Genomic DNA, 18,325 nt, shown 5'->3' on the forward strand with positions numbered 1-18,325 from the left:
CTCCCTGATTACTGCTCTTTACCCGAAACCTGAGATAAAAACGCCCGGCAAAGCCGGGCGTTATGTGATTAAGCCTTGTCCCGCTGGTGCTGCCCGTCACCCGGCTGAAGCTCATCTTCACGGAATGCTTCCCGCTTGATGCTATAGCCATCGTGCCACCGACATTCCACCATTCCGCTGGAATACCCGGTGACGATCATACGTGGGCCGCCCTTCTTAGGCTTAACTTCATCACTGACCAAAAAGACCATACCTGCCTCCTGTATCAGGGTGAAACTGTTTCAATTTAGACGAGGAATGGTCTTTTTGCATCCTGCCGCGGGTAACAATTAGTGCGACGTGCCGCGAATTTTCTCAACCAGCTTCACCGCCGCGACGACGATAGCGCCAATGATAAAGCCCAGCACAAGATTCAGCAGCGTAGGCAGAATCGCCGCGATAACGGCCCCCTGCGTGGAGGAGAAATGTTCGATGGCATGGTGCAGCGGCGCAATGCCGTGAACCACAATTCCGCCGCCCACGAGGAACATCGCCAGCGTGCCCACCACCGACAAACTCTTCATCAGCCACGGGGCCAGCACCAGCAGGCTTTTGCCGATGCCTCTTGCTACCGCGCTCGATTTTTCCTCCAGCCAGTAGCCAATATCGTCCAGCTTGACGATCAGCCCCACCAGACCATACACGCCCACGGTGACCAGAATCGCGATGCCGGAGAGGATCAGGACCTGATTCAGGAGCGGCGCGTCAGAGACAATGCCCAGCGTAATCGCGACGATTTCCGCAGACAGGATAAAGTCGGTCCGAATAGCACCTTTGACCTTATCGCGCTCGAAGGTTTTCGGATCCTGCGCGGCCAGCGCTTCAAGACGCTGCTGGCGCACCTCCGGCGTATCGCTCTGCTTGCGCGCGCTAAAGGAGTGCAGCACCTTCTCCACGCCCTCGAAGCAGAGAAATGCCCCGCCAATCATCAGTAACGGCGTGATGGCCCAGGGAATAAACGCGCTGATCAGCAGCGCCAGCGGCACCAGAATCACCTTGTTCAGGAAGGAGCCTTTCGCCACGCCCCACACCACCGGCAGTTCACGGTTTGCCCTCACCCCACTCACCTGCTGGGCGTTAAGCGATAAATCATCGCCCAGCACGCCTGCGGTTTTCTTCGCCGCCAGTTTCCCCATCACTGAAATGTCGTCCAGTAAGGTGGCAATATCATCCAGCAATGTTAATAAGCTACTTCCTGCCAAAATCTTAATCCTTCATTTTTTGGTAATTAAGTGAATAGTATGGAGCAAAAGCGCCAACCCGGAAACAGGCACCTTACGTCAACAAAAAATTCACATCTGCCACACAATTAAAGGGCTCGCCAGCGAGATAGTTTTCGCGTTTACTATCAGCGAACTTTTTATTTCGTCGTGAGGGATTATGCGTTTCCGGCAATTGCTACCGCTTATCGGGGCACTCTTTTCGCTGTACATCATCTGGGGGTCAACCTACTTTGTCATTCGCATCGGCGTGGAGAGCTGGCCGCCGCTGATGATGGCGGGCATTCGCTTCCTCTCGGCGGGCATCCTGCTGCTGGCCTTCCTGCTCCTGCGCGGGCATAAGCTTCCCCCGCTACGCCCGATGCTGAATGCTGCCCTGATCGGCCTGCTGCTGCTGGCGGTGGGTAACGGGTTTGTGACGATTGCCGAGCACCAGAACGTCCCGTCCGGGATCGCCGCCGTGGTCGTTGCCACCGTACCGCTGTTTACCCTCTGCTTTAGCCGCCTTTTCGGCATCCGCACCCGCAAGCTGGAATGGCTGGGGATTGGGATTGGCCTGGCCGGCATTGTTCTGCTCAACAGCGGCGGCAACCTGAGCGGGAATCCGTGGGGCGCGGTGATTATCCTGATTGGCTCGATGAGCTGGGCGTTGGGTTCCGTCTACGGGTCGCGTATCGAACTGCCGACCGGCATGATGGCCGGTGCGATTGAGATGCTTGCCGCGGGGATTGTCCTGCTGCTGGCTTCCGCGCTGACGGGAGAAACGCTGACGACCCTGCCGCCGCTGTCGGGCTTTCTGGCGGTTGGCTACCTGGCGCTGTTTGGCTCTATCATCGCCATTAACGCCTATATGTTCCTGATCCGCAATGTCTCTCCGGCTGTCGCCACCAGCTACGCCTACGTCAACCCGGTCGTGGCCGTGCTGCTCGGAACGGGACTGGGGGGAGAAACGCTCTCACCTGTGGAATGGATTGCTCTTGGGATCATCGTGTTTGCCGTCGTGCTGGTCACGCTGGGCAAATATCTGCTGCCGGCAAAACCGGTGGTCACGCCTTGCGAGGTGGAGAAACCGTAAGCAGGTGAATGCCCTGCGTGTCGATCTGCGCGGTCTGGCCGCCGCCGCAGATCCACTCTTCCAGCCGTTCGCTCAGATCGGCATCGTTCAGCTTTAATCTGCCTCTCAGCGCACACTCCCAGACGATCAGCACCCGCCAGCCCTGCGCCATCAGCGTGGCCAGATCCCGCCTGTCGCGCTCGACGTTCTTGCCAATCTTATCCAGCCAGAAATCGGTGCGCGTCGCCGGGACTTTAAACAGGTAGCAGTCGTGATGGTGCCAGAAACAGCCGTGGGTAAAGATGATGCACTGCCAGGCGTCGATGACGAAATCCGGGCGTCCCGCCAGGGCGGGATCCTGCACGCGGAAGTCAAACCCCGCCTGCGTCAGCAGCGCGGTCAGGCGCTTTTCAATGGCGGTGTCACGCGTGCCGATGGCACGCATGTTTTTACTGCGCGTCGCCTTATCGTGAACATCCGTCATTGACGGCCTCACCCTGACGAAGTGCCACCGCCTGTCGGATGCGCGAGGCCAGCAGCTTTGCGACAGCCGCGAACGCGGGAACCACCACCGAGTTACCAAACTGGCGGTACGCCTGGGTGTCCGACACCGGGATGCGGAAACGATAACCCTGCGGCGTCTCAAAGCCCATCAGCCGGGCGCATTCGCGCGGCGTTAAGCGCCGTGGGCGATGGCGCTGGTTGTGCGGATCGTCGAAATCTTTTTCACCCAGCGCCTTGTCCCAGCCTCTGTCGATCAGGATTTCCGCGCCGTCTTTATAGTAGCGAGCAGACAGCGTGCGGGTGACGCTGTGCGGATCGTTCGGGTTTACCATCCCAAAGCCGAAGCCGTTGCCTTTCGCCTGGTGCTTCTTGGCATAGCGGTAGAGGTATTTCCACAGCACCGGGGTCAGGATAAATTTCGCGTCGACGACGGGTTCCAGCAGATCGGCCACGGTGGGGCGGCGCTCGGGATACAGAGAAGGAATATCACGCAGAGTGAAATCGCCTTTCAGATTGAGATCGCGGCGGAAGCCCACCAGCACGATACGTTCGCGATGCTGGGGCAGGAAATGTTTCCCATCAATAATTTTAGGATCGTCCGCGCCCATGTCCTCTGAATCGGCCACGTCATAACCCAGCTCATCCAGCGTTTGCATGATAATGCGGAAGGTTTTCCCGCCGTCGTGGCTTTTTAAGTTTTTGACATTTTCCAGCACAAAAATGGCCGGACGACGGGCGTCAATAATGCGCGCCACGTCAAAAAACAGCGTTCCCTGCGTATCGCAGGCGAAACCGTGGGCGCGTCCAAGGGCATTCTTTTTGGAGACGCCGGCCAGCGAGAACGGCTGACACGGGAAGCCTGCCAGCAGCACGTCATGCGCCGGGATCGTCTGACGAATGTGCTCGGCGGCCTGTTCATCGCTCACGCCGCTTTTATGGCTCAGGGTCACATCGCGGATATCCGCGTTAAAATGATGCTCGTGCGGATCGCAGTACCAGTTTGCCTTGTAGGTGCGCACGGCGTGCTTGTTCCACTCGCTGGTAAACACGCACTGTCCACCGATGGCTTCAAAACCGTGACGAATGCCGCCGATACCGGCAAACAGATCGATAAACCGGAAGGCATAGTTCGGGTGTGCGGCAGAAGGACGCGGAAGCAGGTTCTGCAGATAACGAAACTCGCCTTCACTCAGGCGACGCCCTGCTCGCTCGCTGGTCAGCAGACGTTTAAGGATCGCCGGGCTCCAGTGGCTCTCGCCGTGCGCCACCAGCAGGCTGGCCAGCGTTTTAGCATCATAGATATCCAACAGCTGGCGCAGTAAGGCCTGCACCGTTGCCGTTGATTTCTCAGCCTGCGCGGGCGCGGGCTCTGTCACTGATCGATTTTCCTGCATTCTTTTAACCGGAGAGTAAAGACTGGGAACAGATTACCACAGTTCAGTTGCGCAAACTGCGACGGAAGCGGCTCAGCACCTGGCTATCCAGCCCGAGGCAGTCGCCGTGTAATTCGGCGCTGAGTTTCGCCATAAACTGGATCAGGAAATCGGCATTGTGACGTGCCAGTTCGCGGCCCATGTCCGTTTGCATTGTATCAGGCAAACGCAGCAGCTTGGTCTGAAAATGGTCGAGGGCAAACGCGCGGTCGTCGAGGGGACGCGCATCGGCAAAGGGATCGTCCGCGTCAAATAGTGGTACGCCCAGTGCGCCCGAGACGGCAAAAACGCGCGCCAGGCCGATAGCGCCTAACGCTTCCAGCCGGTCAGCGTCCTGCACAATTTTGGCTTCTATACTTTGCGGCGCAATGCCGGCGCTGAAGCTGTGCGCCTCAATCGCGTGCGCGATGGCGGCAATATGCTCGGGCGGAAAGTCCGGGAAGTCGCGGCGCAGTATCTCGCTCGTCTTGCGAGCAGCAAGCCGTGACGACTGGCTGCGTTCGGGATGGTTTTTCGGCAGGCTGACAATATCGTGAAAATAGCAGGCGGCCAGAATCACCCGCGGCTCGGCCGTGTGGTGAACCATGATTTTTTGCGCCGTCATCCACACCCGACGAAAATGCGAAATATCATGTGCGGTATCGTCGTTCTGGTGATTTTCCTTGAGCCAGCGCTCAAAGCCATGCTGCCACCGGGCCAGTTCCATCATCATGTCCTGTTGTTTAAAAGAAGGTGAATTATAACATAGCCAAATTAAATAAATTTAAAAATAGCGCTGGGAAATATTTAATAATAATTACTCCTTATAAATCCGTCCCAATAATTCACAAGAAAAATAAAGAGATTAATAGAAATAATTTGAAATATTTCATCGAATTTAATTACATTTATTTTTGAAACTAAATCACAAGCCATAGAATAGTATCGAGCCTGTAATTACGGAGGGTGATTACATATATTCATATAAATTATCTTTAAAGGGAATATATAATGAAAAGAAAAGTTCTGGCATTTCTGGTACCCGCGTTATTAATGGCAGGCGCAGCGAATGCGGCTGAAATGTATAACAAAAATGGCAACAAAGTTGACCTGTACGGTAAGGTTGACGCGCGTCATACCTTCTCTGACAACCCTGGTGATGATGGCGATGAAACCTATGTACAGGTTGGTTTCAAAGGCGAAACCCAGATTACTCGCGATCTGGTCGGTTACGGTCAGTGGGAATATAAAACGTTCGCTAACGATACCGAAGGCGCGGGTGACAAATCCTTTAACCGTCTAGCCTACGCTGGCCTGAAATATGGCGAATACGGTTCATTTGATTATGGCCGTAATTACGGCGTCGTGTACGACGTTGAAGCCTGGACTGATATGCTGCCGGTATTTGGCGGTGATTCTTACACCTGGACCGATAACTTTATGAATGGCCGTGCCAACGGTCTGGCAACCTACCGTAATAGCGATTTCTTCGGTCTGGTTGAGGGTCTGAATTTCGCGCTGCAGTATCAGGGTGCTAACGAAAGTGCAAACGCTAATGAAGATCAGGAAGGTACGAAAAACGGTCATAAAGACGTGCGCTTCCAGAACGGTGACGGCTTCGGTATGTCTACCTCCTATGACTTCTCTGGCGAGCTCTCCGGCCTGAGCCTGGGTGCGGCGTACTCTTCTTCTGATCGTACCAACGACCAGGTAGCTTACGGTAAGAGCCTTGAAGGTGTGGGTTTTGCGGGTGGCGAAAAAGCCGAAGCCTGGACTGTTGGCGCAAAATACGATGCTAACAGCGTCTACCTGGCGATGATGTATGCGGAAACCCGCAACATGACACCTATTGGCAACTTTGGTATCGCCAACCAGACTCAGAACTTTGAAGCGGTTGCACAGTACCAGTTCGACTTCGGTCTGCGTCCTTCCCTGGCATGGGTTTACTCAAAAGGTAAAGACCTGGACGGTCAGGGATTCAATCAGGATCTGGTTAACTACATCGACCTGGGCATGACCTACAGCTTCAACAAAAACTTCTCCACCTATGTTGATTACAAAATCAACATGCTGGATCAGGACGAAGCGCTGTATGACGCATATGGTATTTCCACCGACGACATCGTTGGCGTAGGCATGACCTACCAGTTCTAATCTTTAAAAATACCAAAGGCCGCATCTGCGGCCTTTTTTATTTCTTCGCGGTCTGTGTTATGGCGCTTCCTGCAGCGCCACGCGGATGAACCCGTTATTCTGCGCCAGCAGTTCATGGGCTTTCCACGCATCCAGCCCTGTCAGCACCATCAATACCGCCGTTTTACAGTGATGGTTACAGCTCTCCAGCGCCGCTTTTGCCTCCGCCCGGGAGCATCCCCCCGCTTCCATCACAATGGCGATTTGCCGTTCAGCCCATTTGGTACTGCTTGCCTCGAGATCCACCCGCAGGTTGCTGTAAACGCGCCCTGTCCGAACGGCCAGCCCGGTGGTGATCATCGAGAGGATCATTTTCTGCGCAATCCCCGCTTTGGTGTTGAGATAGCCTGCCACCACATCGGCCCCCAGTTCGGGAGCAATAACCATACTCGCCAGCTGCGCGGCTTCACTTTGCGCATCGCCGGTAATAACGGCGACCGGCGCCCCCAGCGACCATGCATGGCGCATTGCCCCCCACACCCACGGTGTTTTTCCGCTGACGGTCACGGCCAGCATCATATCGTGTTCACCAAACTTAATGGCCTGCAGATCGGCAACGCCGCGCTCGTAGCTCCCTTCCCCCTCTTCTGCCGTGACGGCCACCACGGGGGTTTTGCCCGGCGCATAGTCATCGGCAACCTGTTGCGCGACCCGACCAGACGGTCCCGCCCCGACAATCACCAGACGGCCACCGTGATTGAGGGTCGCGGCAGCGTTATCCACCGCGCGGGCAATCACAGGTAAGCAAGGGGTGAGTGCAGCAGAAATGAGTGCATCATCCTGGTGAATGACTTTCAGCATGTCCAGCGTGGACAATCGATCGATATTCATCGTGCTGGCGTGCCGTCTTTCCTTGACCGAACCGGTAAGCAGAATGCTCATAAACAGCCTCCTTATTATGAGTACCCACACACTATAAAGTGTTTTATATAGATGACCTGCGAGGAGGGTCACGAAAAGAGGACCAAATCCACGCCTTTACATGGCTTTAAGAAAAGCGCGTCATCGGCGATAATTACCCCCTTACTTAATCATCGCGGAGTATTGATGAGCGATTTGCAGCCTTTCCTTCCGACGCGCAAGCGCCCCATGAAACTCAATACGCTGGTCACGCTGATGGTATGCGCGATTATCGGCTCAGTGCTGCTGGTGGTCTTTGCGCTCTATTCGGTGCAGATCACCCGCGCCACACGCGATGATGTTAAAGACACCGCGCTCGGCATTGCCCGCACCCTCGCCGACAGCCCCGAGATACAGCGCGGCCTGATGCAGGCGCCGCAGGAGAATATTATTCAGCCCATCGCCCAGGCGGTGACGAAACGAAACGATCTGCTGTTCACCGTGGTCACCGATATGCGCGGGATCCGCTATTCTCACCCGAACGAGGCGCTGCTGGGGCTGCATTTTATCGGCGACGATTTAACGCCCGCGCTGGAAGGCAAAGAGAACGTATCGGTTAACCGGGGCGCGCTCGCCGAAGCGCTGCGCGTATTTACCCCCGTCTACGACGGCCAGCACGAGCAGATTGGCGTGGTGGTGGTCGGTATCTCCCTCAATAAGGTGGAAGAACAGATTACCCGCGGGCGGCTAAACGCCGTCTGGACCATTTTGTTCAGCATTTTTATGAGTTCGATGGCGATTTGGGGTCTGGTGCGGGTCCTGAAACGCATCCTGTTCGGACTCGAACCCTACGAAATTTCCGCCCTGTTCGAACAACGCCAGGCGATGCTGCAGTCGCTTCGTGAGGGGGTGCTGGCAGTTGATATTCACGGGCGCGTGACGATGATCAATCAGACCGCCAGAGAAATATTGCTTCTCCCGTCCGGCAAGCAGACCGAAAACACCAGCGCCCCCCTGCTGGCCAGCCTGCGTGACGTCTCGAAGACGGGCGTCGCGCGCCAGGATCAGGAGATCAGCTGCAACGGCCGGCTATTGCTGTGCAACATGGTCCCGGTGAAAAGCCAGGATCGGGTGATCGGTGCCATCACCACCTTCCGTGATAAAACGGAAATCAGCCAGCTGATGCAGCGTATTGATGGCATGGTGAATTACGTCGATGCCCTGCGCGCCCATACACACGAGTTTATGAATAAACTGCATGTGATCCTGGGCCTGCTGCACATGAAGCGCTACGACAAGCTGGAAGAGTACATCCTGCAGACGGCGCATCATTACCAGACGGATATCGGTACGATACAGAGCAAGGTAAAATCCCCGGTGGTAGCCGGGTTCCTGCTGGGTAAAATCAACCGGGCGAAAGAAGCGGGCGTCACCCTGACGCTGGCGGATGAAAGCCAGATTCCGGATACCGCAAGTGAAGAGCAGGTCGCGGTGCTGATCACCGCGCTGGGCAACCTCATTGAAAATGCGCTCGACGCGATGGAAGGACAGCAGGAAGGTGAGATTGGCCTGCTGCTGCATTATCAGAATGGCTGGCTCAGCTGTGAAGTCAGCGACGATGGCCCCGGCATTGATCCCACTCAGCTGGAGTCTATTTTTACAAAGGGCTTCTCAACAAAAGGCGACAACCGCGGCGTTGGGCTGTTCCTTGCTCGCCAGCAGATTCAGAACCTTGGCGGCGATATCAGCGTCGAGTCTGAGCCCGGCGTATTTACCCAATTTTTTGTTCACATCCCCTGGGATAGCGAGAGGAATATCGCGTGATAAATGTATTAATTGTCGATGATGACGCCATGGTGGCCGACCTCAACCGTCTGTACGTCAACCGTGTTGAAGGCTTTACCTGCTGTGGCGTCGCCTCCACGCTAAACCAGGCCGAGGCCATCATTAATGACCCCAGCCATCCTGTCGATCTGGTGCTGCTGGATGTCTATATGCAGCAGGATAACGGGCTGGATCTGCTGCCCGTCATTCGCGCATCCGGCCGCCAAATCGATGTGATCATGATCACCTCGGCCGCCGACGCCGCCACGATCCAGACCTCCATCCATTATGGCGTGGTGGATTATCTGATAAAGCCGTTCCAGTTCCCACGCTTTGAAGAGGCGCTGAACGGCTGGAAGGCAAAGCACAGCCTGATGGAGTCGCATCAGTATTACGAGCAGGCGGACGTCGACCGTCTGATCCACGGCGGGGCACCGGAACTGGCAGACAGCAAAAAGCTGCCGAAAGGGTTAACGCCGCAAACGCTGCGCACGATTTGCCAGTGGATTGACGCACACCCGGAGACGGAGTTTTCTACCGATGACCTGGCAAACGCGGTCAATATTTCCCGCGTGTCCTGCCGCAAATATCTGATCTGGCTGGCGCAAATCAATATTCTGTTCACCAGCATTCACTACGGCGCCACCGGGCGTCCGGTGTATCGCTACCGTCTCCAGCCGGAGCAGACGGGCCTGCTCAAGCAATACTGCCAGTAACGCGGTAGGTATCGTCCAGCAGGGTAAAGCGGAAGTGGTGTGCTGAAGAGAACACCACTTCTTTTGTTTTGGTCACAAAGATCGCTTCTATGTCTGGACGCGCACGCAGCGCGGCGCAGCCCTTCTCCACGCCCATGCCGTACATCAGCGTGGTCCAGATATCGCCGTCGATGGAATCTTTTGAAATGATGGTCACGCTGTCCAGTTCGTTGTCCAGCGGATACCCGGTGCGCGGATCGAGAATGTGGTGATAGCGTTTGCCGTTGTGTTCAAAGTAGCGCTCGTACGTTCCCGACGTCACGACGGAGAGGTTCTCGACGACCATCGTGCCGATCAGCGCATCCCCGGCGAACGGTTTTTTCAGCCCAACGCTCCAGCCCCCTTCCGGGGAGCCTAAGGTCTGAATGTTTCCGCCAAGGTTAATCAGCCCCAGCTCAGCGCCCTCTTTACGCAGGTAATCCCGCACCCTGTCGGCGATATAGCCTTTGGCAATCGCCCCCAGATCGATCTCCATCCCCGCCCGGGTCAGAAACACGCTGCTGCTGGCCTCATCAAGGAGAACATCCTCTGGGCGGGTAATTGCCAGCAGCGACGTGATTTCATCGGCAGGCGGAACGCTGTCCCCCTGAAAACCAATCTTCCAGCGCTTCACCAGCGGACCGATTGCCAGATTAAAGGCGCTTTCCTTGAGGAGGCTTGCCGCTTTTGCACAGCGGATCAGATCAAACACTGGCCGACTGACGGTGACCGGATGCTGGCCGGCCGCATGGTTGATGTCCATCACCTGCGAGTGCGCGCGGTTGACGGTGAGCAGGTCTTCGTACTGTTTGATCAGGCGAAACACGCGGGACGCGAGGGCTTCGTCATGGGAGAAGAGCTTCAGGAGGATGGGTGACCCCATCAGGACGGCGGAGTAACTGTAAACGCGATGGCTATCAGGCATGGCAGGAGTCCTCAGCTGAAGCCCCGGCAGGCACCGCGCCGCCGGGGAAAATGCCGGATAACGCTGCGCGTATCCGGCCTGGGAAGCAGGAGCCTTACCTCATTTTCGAACGCAGAGCCGCCTGATGTCCTGCAAGGGTACCAAAAATAATGATATCTGCCACCGCGTTACCGCCGATACGGTTAGCACCGTGGATCCCGCCGACCACTTCACCGGCTGCAAACGCGCCTGGCAGCACGTTGTGGTTGCTGTCCAGCACGCAGGTTTCGGTGTTGATGGTCACGCCGCCCATGGTGTGGTGCACGCCCGGCGCAATCTGAATGGCGTAGAATGGCCCTTCATTGATGGGCGCACGCAGCGCGGTGGTACGACCAAAGTCGTCATCATGCTGTTTTTCAACGAAACCGTTATAACGTTCCAGGGTCGCCAGGAAAGCGTGGTAATCCATGCCGAGCGCTTCCGCCAGGGCTTTCGGCGAGCTGGCGCTGGTCACGAAGCCTTTGGCAATGTACTCATCCGCGGCTTTGTTTTTGGCGCGTACATGCTCGTCAAAGACGATGTAAGCGTATTTCTCCGGCAGGGCGATGATTGACGCCGAGACTTTATCGCGGGTCGACATTTCGTTGTAGAAGCGTTCCCCTTTCTGATTGACCAGAATCGCCCCGCCCCCGCGGATGGATTCGGAAATCAGGTACGAGGTTTTCTGCTCTACGGTTGGGTGAATTTGAATTTCGCCCATATCGACAGTGCCTGCCCCAATGCGCTCCAGCAGCGCGATACCGCCACCGGTCGCCCCTTTATGGTTGGTGGTGACGAAACCTTCCAGATCCGGACGGTATTTCACGACCATCTGGCTGTTAGCGCTGAAGCCGCCGGTTGCCACAATCACGCTTTTCGCTGCCACGGTGATGGTTTCATTCTCTTCGGTGGTCAGGCGCACGCCGGTGACTTCACCGTTTTCGAAGAGGATGTCGCTGACGGAAGTATCCAGCATCACCTCGATATTGCGTTTGTTGACGTTACGCACCAGGCCGCTAATCAGGTAACCGCCCACCGCAGAACCGTCTTTTGGACGGTGAGTACGGTCGATGCTCATCCCGCCGGTGGTGGTGATGTCGTTCAGCATGATGCCGCGGGTTGCCAGCCACTCAATTGCCTGCGGCGCGTTCTCGACGAAGCGGCGCAGCAGTTCAGGGTTGTTCTTGTTGCCGCCACCTTTCAGGCTTTCCTGGTAGAACAGCTCTTTGCTGTCCTGAATGCCCTTCACGCGCTGGAAGCGGGTTTCAGCGGCGTTCATCCCGGCAGAGGCTTTAATGGTGTTCCCGCCGATGGTTGGCATTTTCTCAACAATCAGCACGCTCGCGCCTTCGTCGTGAGCCTGAATCGCCGCCGCCAGACCGGCGCCGCCGCTGCCGACAACCACCACGTCCACGCTGCGGGTTTCGTTCGGGTCAACGCCCTCTTCCGCTGCCCGCGCTTTGCTGGATTTCAGCATCGCTTTAGAGACCGCTTTCTTCACCGCTTCACTCTGGCTGGTTGCGCCGGTGATGGCATCCACGTGCGGGGTATTGGCATCCAGAATGCGGGTGCGGATCTCTTCAAAGCTGGTGACGAACTCAATGTCTTCGCTCGGGCCAGACGCAAGCTCGATATCCGCAATGCGGTCAGTCTCCAGGCTGACGTTAATCACCAGCTCATTCGCGTCGTCCTGCACCTTCTCGGTGAACATGCCCGGTTTGAATTTTGATTCGCCCATGCTCATGTCGCGGATCATCGCTTCCACCAGCGAGAAGCGCCACAGCGGTTCAGGAATATTCAGCGCCTCGCGCTGGGTGCTGTCCATAAACAGCTCCAGCGTTTCCCCGGCCGCGATGCGGTCGGTCCAGTCCGGATAGGCGATGGTGGCACGGCCCACGGCAATCAGGTCGTAACCGTGTTCCAGCGCTTCATTGGCATCGGCGGCATTTACCACGCCACCCACGCCCATGACCGGAACCTGCGCCAGCGTTTCAGAACGCATCGCGCAGTATTTTTCGATAAGCGGCGTTGGGTCCTGGGTGTCGACAATGGAAGGACGCAGGGTCGCGCCGACGGAGAAGTGCAGGTAATCCACGCCGCGCGCCGCCAGTTTTTCCAGCAGGTACATGGTGTCTTCAAAGCGGATGCCCGGCACTTCCAGCTCTTCAGGGGAGAAGCGGTAGCCAATAATAAAGGCGTCGTCCGCGTACTGGCGCACCATTTTGTGGGTGATATCCAGAACCGCCAGCGGGAACTTCGCGCGATTATCGCGGCTGCCGCCCCACTCGTCGTCACGCTGGTTAGAGTTTGGCGAATAGAATTGCTGAATCAGATAGGTGTTTGCCCCGTGGATTTCCACGCCGTCGAAGCCGGCCTGGATGGCGCGGCGCACCGCTTCACCAAACTTGCCGATCATGCCTTCGACTTCTTCGCCAGTCAGTGCCACTGGCGTTGCTGCGCCCTCACGCGGCGCGGCAACGGCGCTTGGGCCAACCGGCGTACGGCCACCGATCAGTTTCGGGTCAACCATGCGGCCGCCGTGGTAGATCTGCAGCAGAGCCTTAGAGCCTTTGGATTTGATCGCCTCCGCGATTTTCGCCAGCCCGGCAATTTTCTCATCATTATCAATCCCGATCGCGCCCGGGAAGGCCAGACCGAGATCGTCGACGAAGCAGCACTCCACAATGATGGTGCCGATACTGCCTGAACGGGCACGATAGTACTCCACCAGTTCACTGGTAACGGTGCCGTCGTAATAGCCGGTGCAGGTGGTCATAGGGGCCATTAACAAACGGTTTTTCAGTTCAGTGCCATTCGGTAATGTGAAGGGGCTAAGAATACGTTCGTTAGTGCTCATATTAGAAACTCCAAACTTTTAAAAAATTAAGAATTCGTTATCGGATTAGTTTTTAGTTCGTCGTTATTTGCCGATGTCATGATATTAATATAATGATTTTTTTAGTTTCTAAAGTTATTGCGTTAGTTAAAAAACTATTTAATCCCTGCAATAACATAAATAACACATTGGTGTTAGCGAATGTAATTCAGTCATTCACAATAATTTAAAATTCGTTAAATAAAAATTGGTAAAACCAATTTCCATCACGCATGAAAAACCATTAAAAACAACAAGATATAAAACAAAGAAAAAATAAATGTTACGAAAATGATAAAACAAACCAATAAAACAGGTAATACCCACATACGCCTGAGTGGTTATTAATAAAAGCATAAAAATAACGCTGCAATTCTGTTTTTTTGATCGCGATCAATAGTTATGGCATCCAAAAGCGCAATATAAAAACATCATCATTTTTTAATTTAGCGCCACCGTAAAAGCGTTAAATTGCTATTACTGAAAATACAAAACCGCACCTTTAATAACTAAAAAAAGCAAAGAAACTTAAGAAAGTGATTTTGTTTATTCAGTACGACCGAATCTTTGACAACTTAAGACGTGAAACTATGAATACAAAAACTGCTGTAACGCCCCCTGTGGCGAACCAGGCATCAAATGGAAACGCAAAACGTCTGCTGATGATGGCACTGCCCGTCATCGTCGCCGTACTGCTGCTGTTTGTTCCAGTACCGGAAGGGCTGCCTCCTTACGCATGGCACTACTTCGCCATTTTCGTCGGCGTGATCGTGGGTTTGATCTTCGAACCGCTGCCGGGCGCGGTGATCGGTCTGACCGGCGTGGTCGCCATTGCCCTGTGCAGCCAGTGGGTGCTGTTCAGTCCTGAACAGCTGGCTGATCCGAAATTCAAGCTGGCAGGCGCCTCCTTTAAGTGGGCGGTGAGCGGGTTTGGTAACTCGACCGTCTGGCTGATTTTCGGTGCCTTCATGTTCGCCGCAGGCTATGACAAAACCCGCTTCGGCCGCCGTCTGGCGCTGATTCTGGTGAAATACCTCGGCCGTCGCAGCCTGACGCTCGGTTACGCGATTACGTTTGCTGACCTGCTGCTGGCACCGTTCACCCCGTCCAACACCGCGCGCAGCGGCGGGACCATCTACCCGATTATCGCTAACCTGCCGCCGCTGTACGGTTCTAAACCGAACGACCCAAGCGCGCGTAAAATTGGTTCGTACCTGATGTGGGTGGCGATCACCGCGGCCTGTATCACCAGTTCAATGTTCCTCTCCGCCCTCGCGCCGAACCTGCTGGCGCTGGCGCTGGTGAAAAGTACGGTTGGGATCGATATCTCCTGGGGTACCTGGTTCCTCGCCTTCCTGCCGCTGGGTATCCTGCTGATTCTGGCCATGCCGCTACTGGCCTACTGGTTCTACCCGCCAGAAGTGAAGGTGAACAACGAAGTGCCGCTGTGGGCGACCCGTGAGCTGGAAAAACTGGGCAAACTGTCCCGCAATGAAATCCTGCTGCTGGTGTTCGTGTGCTGTGCGCTGCTGATGTGGATCTTCGCCGCCGCGTGGATTGAACCCGCTATGGCTGCCCTGCTCATCGTCGGCCTGATGCTGTGGACCGGCGTGCTGGAGTGGAACGATATCACCGGTAACAAAGCCGCGTGGAACACCTTCGTCTGGTTCGCCACCCTGGTTGCGCTGGCGGACGGCCTCTCCTCTACCGGCTTTATCAGCTGGCTGGGTAAAGAAGGCGGTCTGTTAATGAGCGGTATCTCTCCGGGCGTGGCGACCATCGTCCTGCTGCTGGCGTTCTACCTGCTGCACTACCTGTTTGCCAGCACCACCGCGCACACCACGGCGCTGCTGCCAGCGATGCTGACCATCGCCTCCACCATTCCGGGCATGAATATGGAAGTGTTCGTTCTGCTGATGGTGACCTCGCTGGGCGTGATGGGGATCATCACCCCGTACGGTACTGGCCCAAGCCCGATCTACTACGGTAGCGGCTACCTGCCAACCAAAGACTACTGGCGCCTCGGCACAATCTTCGGTGCCATCTTCCTGGCGGCCCTGCTGCTGATTGGCTATCCGTGGATGTCCATGATGTTCTGATTTCCGACCGCCGGATGTTTCTTCCGGCGGTTTTATTTTTGTGGAGCAAGCTATGTCAAACAAACCGTTTTACTACCAGAACCCCTTCCCTCTTTCGCATGACGACACTGAATACTACCTGCTGACCAAAGAGCACGTCTCCGTTGCCGAGTTCGAAGGCCAGGAAATCCTGAAAGTGGAGCCGGAAGCGCTGACCCTGCTGGCGCAGCAGGCCTTCCACGACGCCGCATTTATGCTGCGTCCTTCCCACCAGAAGCAGGTTGCCGCCATCCTCAACGACCCGGAAGCCAGCCAGAACGATAAGTACGTTGCCCTGCAGTTCCTGCGCAACTCCGAAATCGCGGCCAAAGGCGTGCTGCCGACCTGCCAGGATACCGGCACCGCGATCATCATGGGTAAAAAAGGCCAGCGCGTCTGGACCGGCGGCGGTGACGAAGCGGCCCTGAGCCAGGGCGTGTATAACACCTACATTGAAGACAACCTGCGCTACTCCCAGAATGCGGCGCTGGATATGTATAAAGAGGTGAATACCGGTACCAACCTGCCCGCGCAGATCGATCTCTACAGCGTTGACGGCGATGAATACAAATTCCTGTGCATGGCGAAAGGCGGCGGCTCTGCCAACAAAACCTATCTCTACCAGGAAACCAAAGCGCTGATCACCCCGGCTAAGCTGAAAAATTACCTGGTTGAGAAGATGCGTACCCTGGGGACGGCAGCCTGCCCGCCGTACCACATTGCCTTTGTTATCGGCGGAACCTCGGCGGAAGCCACGCTGAAAACCGTGAAGCTGGCTTCCACGCGCTACTACGACGCGCTGCCAACGGAAGGCAACGAACACGGCCAGGCGTTCCGCGATGTTCAGCTGGAACAGGAGCTGCTCCAGGAAGCACAGAACCTCGGCCTCGGCGCGCAGTTTGGCGGTAAATACTTCGCCCACGACATCCGCGTGATCCGCCTGCCGCGCCACGGCGCGTCCTGCCCTATTGGCATGGGAGTTTCCTGTTCCGCGGACCGCAATATCAAAGCGAAAATCAACCGCGACGGGATCTGGATTGAGAAGCTGGAGCACAACCCGGGCCAGTACATTCCTGAATCGCTGCGCCAGCAGGGCGAAGGCGATGTGGTCAGCATCAACCTGAACAAGCCGATGAATGAGATCCTGGCGCAGCTTTCCGCGCACCCGGTCTCTACCCGCCTGTCGCTGAACGGAACCATCATCGTGGCGCGCGACATCGCCCACGCGAAGCTGAAAGAGCTGCTCGACAACGGCGAAGAACTGCCGCAGTACGTCAAAGATCATCCGATTTACTACGCGGGCCCAGCCAAAACGCCGGAAGGCTACGCGTCTGGCTCACTCGGTCCAACCACCGCAGGGCGCATGGATTCGTATGTGGACTTACTGCAGTCCCACGGCGCGAGCATGATCATGCTGGCAAAAGGCAACCGCAGCCAGCAGGTGACGGACGCCTGCCATAAGCACGGCGGCTTCTACCTGGGCAGCATCGGCGGCCCGGCGGCGGTGCTGGCGCAAAACAGCATTAAGAGCCTGGAGTGCGTCGCGTATCCTGAGCTGGGCATGGAAGCCATCTGGAAAATTGAAGTCGAGAACTTCCCGGCGTTTATCCTGGTGGATGACAAAGGCAACGATTTCTTCCAGCAGATCCAGAACCAGCAGTGTAAAGGCTGTTCACAGCGCTGAGTGCTTCCATACGTCCGGCAAGAGCGACAGCGTTTCAGCGATCGTGCTGCGCTTGTCGCTTCCCGGCTTCCAGATGGTGACCATCGTCTGACCAATCCCCTGGCTGCCCACTTCGGTGTGCAGCCTTTTTACGTTTTGCCACTGCCCGGCGTGAAAATGCGTCGGTAAGAATCCCCAGCCGCAGCCGCGCTCCAGCAAACCGCGCAGCATCTCCGGTTCATTGGTAAAGAGGGTATGCCCGGAAATCTGCAGGCGGCGTGCCACCGGCTCGTCCGAGGCGGGGTGCATGATGACCTGGGGCACCAGGGAGAGATCGAGCAGCGACAGAGGCGAAGAACGGTCAGCAAACAGCCCGCTGGCGGCATAAAAATCCATATCGATGGCACCCAGGGCGCGCCACTCCATATCATTGCCCACGCTGCGGTTGCGTGCCTGGCAGATGGCGAGATCCGCGTCGTTGTTCGCCAGCAGCCGTTCTGATTCATCCCGCGAGGCGCAAATAAGGCTCAGGCGGATTTTTCGCACCGCCATTTCAGCAATCACCCCGTGCAGAAAGGCTCTGGGCGTAAAAGGATCGTAGACCAGCGTCAGGTCCAGCGTGGCACCGTGCGGTACCTCTCTGGCAAACGCCTCAAAGGCTTTTACCTGCCGCATCAGCAGGTGCGCCTGGCGCTGAAGCTGCTCCCCTTCGGGCGTGAGCCGCAGGGTGCGGCCGTCGCGAATAAACAGCGCGTAGCCTAACCCATCCTCAAGAAAATCAACCAGATCGCGAAGCGTCGTTCGGTCCTTCTTCAGCGCCACCGCGGCTTTACTCAGGCTCCCGTTCTCGGCCACGGCGGTAAATGCCTCGAGCTGTGCAAAAGAGTAAATCAGTCCCGCCACGCTA

General features: G+C 56.2%; 15 protein-coding genes. 6 read left to right on the forward strand and 9 right to left on the reverse strand.

Annotation, left to right across the window (positions count from 1 at the left end; translation table 11 throughout):
• Window positions 1-68: 68 nt before the first annotated feature.
• On the reverse strand, window positions 69-251 hold the full coding sequence (locus tag ACMGGQ_RS12895; RefSeq protein WP_023618677.1) for a YodC family protein: 183 nt from the start codon (window positions 249-251) through the stop codon (window positions 69-71).
• Between the two features lie 78 nt (window positions 252-329).
• A complete protein-coding gene (locus tag ACMGGQ_RS12900; protein WP_008500306.1) occupies window positions 330-1,241 on the reverse strand; it encodes a DUF808 domain-containing protein in 912 nt (303 codons plus the stop codon).
• A 178-nt stretch (window positions 1,242-1,419) separates the two neighbouring features.
• Here ACMGGQ_RS12900 and yedA point away from each other — a divergent pair, with 178 nt between their 5' ends.
• A complete protein-coding gene (yedA, locus tag ACMGGQ_RS12905; protein ID WP_045908156.1) occupies window positions 1,420-2,334 on the forward strand; it encodes a drug/metabolite exporter YedA in 915 nt (304 codons plus the stop codon).
• Here the strand turns inward: yedA and ACMGGQ_RS12910 are convergent.
• The 3 genes from ACMGGQ_RS12910 to ACMGGQ_RS12920 form a co-directional block, all read right to left on the reverse strand.
• Window positions 2,306-2,797 carry a very short patch repair endonuclease gene (locus ACMGGQ_RS12910; protein WP_262805072.1) on the reverse strand — a complete coding sequence of 164 codons (492 nt, stop codon included), beginning with the start codon at window positions 2,795-2,797 and terminating at the stop codon, window positions 2,306-2,308. The genes yedA and ACMGGQ_RS12910 overlap by 29 nt on opposite strands.
• Window positions 2,778-4,193, reverse strand: coding sequence for a DNA cytosine methyltransferase (locus ACMGGQ_RS12915; RefSeq protein ID WP_045908154.1), 1,416 nt, complete (start codon window positions 4,191-4,193; stop codon window positions 2,778-2,780). The genes ACMGGQ_RS12910 and ACMGGQ_RS12915 overlap by 20 nt, the downstream gene beginning before the upstream one ends.
• A gap of 61 nt (window positions 4,194-4,254) precedes the next feature.
• Window positions 4,255-4,956, reverse strand: a complete 702-nt coding sequence (locus tag ACMGGQ_RS12920; protein ID WP_420290123.1) for a phosphohydrolase — start codon at window positions 4,954-4,956, stop codon at window positions 4,255-4,257.
• A gap of 284 nt (window positions 4,957-5,240) precedes the next feature.
• Between ACMGGQ_RS12920 and ompC the strand changes: the two genes are divergently transcribed.
• Entirely contained in the window at window positions 5,241-6,383 is a 1,143-nt protein-coding gene (gene ompC, locus ACMGGQ_RS12925; protein WP_420290124.1) for a porin OmpC, read from the forward strand.
• 57 nt (window positions 6,384-6,440) lie between these two features.
• Here the strand turns inward: ompC and ACMGGQ_RS12930 are convergent, their stop codons facing one another.
• Window positions 6,441-7,304 carry an N-acetylmuramic acid 6-phosphate etherase gene (locus ACMGGQ_RS12930; RefSeq protein ID WP_252073106.1) on the reverse strand — a complete coding sequence of 288 codons (864 nt, stop codon included), beginning with the start codon at window positions 7,302-7,304 and terminating at the stop codon, window positions 6,441-6,443.
• A 165-nt stretch (window positions 7,305-7,469) separates the two neighbouring features.
• Between ACMGGQ_RS12930 and ACMGGQ_RS12935 the strand changes: the two genes are divergently transcribed.
• Both ACMGGQ_RS12935 and dcuR read left to right on the forward strand, forming a co-directional pair.
• Window positions 7,470-9,086: a sensor histidine kinase gene (locus tag ACMGGQ_RS12935; RefSeq protein WP_048029384.1), complete on the forward strand. Its 1,617-nt coding sequence runs from the start codon at window positions 7,470-7,472 to the stop codon at window positions 9,084-9,086.
• Window positions 9,083-9,802, forward strand: coding sequence for a two-component system response regulator DcuR (gene dcuR, locus ACMGGQ_RS12940; protein ID WP_262823584.1), 720 nt, complete (start codon window positions 9,083-9,085; stop codon window positions 9,800-9,802). The genes ACMGGQ_RS12935 and dcuR overlap by 4 nt, the downstream gene beginning before the upstream one ends.
• Here dcuR and ACMGGQ_RS12945 read toward each other — a convergent pair.
• Window positions 9,783-10,745: an FAD:protein FMN transferase gene (locus ACMGGQ_RS12945; protein WP_420290125.1), complete on the reverse strand. Its 963-nt coding sequence runs from the start codon at window positions 10,743-10,745 to the stop codon at window positions 9,783-9,785. The genes dcuR and ACMGGQ_RS12945 overlap by 20 nt on opposite strands.
• A 94-nt stretch (window positions 10,746-10,839) precedes the next feature.
• Window positions 10,840-13,620: a flavocytochrome c gene (locus ACMGGQ_RS12950; protein WP_420290126.1), complete on the reverse strand. Its 2,781-nt coding sequence runs from the start codon at window positions 13,618-13,620 to the stop codon at window positions 10,840-10,842.
• 608 nt (window positions 13,621-14,228) lie between these two features.
• On the opposite strand from ACMGGQ_RS12950, the gene ACMGGQ_RS12955 reads away from it, so the two are divergent.
• Both ACMGGQ_RS12955 and fumA read left to right on the forward strand, forming a co-directional pair.
• The gene (locus ACMGGQ_RS12955) at window positions 14,229-15,737 is read left to right on the forward strand and encodes an anion permease (protein WP_008500292.1); all 1,509 of its coding nucleotides are present in this window, start codon (window positions 14,229-14,231) and stop codon (window positions 15,735-15,737) included.
• Between the two features lie 52 nt (window positions 15,738-15,789).
• Window positions 15,790-17,439 (forward strand): class I fumarate hydratase FumA, encoded by a 1,650-nt coding sequence (gene fumA / locus ACMGGQ_RS12960; RefSeq protein ID WP_420290127.1) that lies wholly within the window; start codon window positions 15,790-15,792, stop codon window positions 17,437-17,439.
• On the opposite strand, the gene ACMGGQ_RS12965 is transcribed toward fumA, so the two are convergent.
• A complete protein-coding gene (locus tag ACMGGQ_RS12965) occupies window positions 17,428-18,321 on the reverse strand; it encodes a LysR family transcriptional regulator (protein ID WP_420290128.1) in 894 nt (297 codons plus the stop codon). The genes fumA and ACMGGQ_RS12965 overlap by 12 nt on opposite strands.
• Window positions 18,322-18,325: the final 4 nt, after the last annotated feature.

The organism is Enterobacter sp. BNK-13 (assembly GCF_048685015.1).
GTDB lineage: Bacteria > Pseudomonadota > Gammaproteobacteria > Enterobacterales > Enterobacteriaceae > Enterobacter > Enterobacter quasiroggenkampii.

Coding starts and splice junctions, on each gene's coding strand:
- yedA (WP_045908156.1), top strand. CDS start 1,420: ATGCGTTTCCGGCAATTGCTACCGCTTATCGGGGCACTCTTTTCGCTG.
- ACMGGQ_RS12930 (WP_252073106.1), bottom strand. CDS start 7,304: ATGAGCATTCTGCTTACCGGTTCGGTCAAGGAAAGACGGCACGCCAGC.
- ACMGGQ_RS12945 (WP_420290125.1), bottom strand. CDS start 10,745: ATGCCTGATAGCCATCGCGTTTACAGTTACTCCGCCGTCCTGATGGGG.
- ACMGGQ_RS12895 (WP_023618677.1), bottom strand. CDS start 251: ATGGTCTTTTTGGTCAGTGATGAAGTTAAGCCTAAGAAGGGCGGCCCA.
- fumA (WP_420290127.1), top strand. CDS start 15,790: ATGTCAAACAAACCGTTTTACTACCAGAACCCCTTCCCTCTTTCGCAT.
- ACMGGQ_RS12955 (WP_008500292.1), top strand. CDS start 14,229: ATGAATACAAAAACTGCTGTAACGCCCCCTGTGGCGAACCAGGCATCA.
- ACMGGQ_RS12910 (WP_262805072.1), bottom strand. CDS start 2,797: ATGACGGATGTTCACGATAAGGCGACGCGCAGTAAAAACATGCGTGCC.
- ACMGGQ_RS12935 (WP_048029384.1), top strand. CDS start 7,470: ATGAGCGATTTGCAGCCTTTCCTTCCGACGCGCAAGCGCCCCATGAAA.
- ompC (WP_420290124.1), top strand. CDS start 5,241: ATGAAAAGAAAAGTTCTGGCATTTCTGGTACCCGCGTTATTAATGGCA.
- ACMGGQ_RS12950 (WP_420290126.1), bottom strand. CDS start 13,620: ATGAGCACTAACGAACGTATTCTTAGCCCCTTCACATTACCGAATGGC.
- ACMGGQ_RS12920 (WP_420290123.1), bottom strand. CDS start 4,956: ATGGAACTGGCCCGGTGGCAGCATGGCTTTGAGCGCTGGCTCAAGGAA.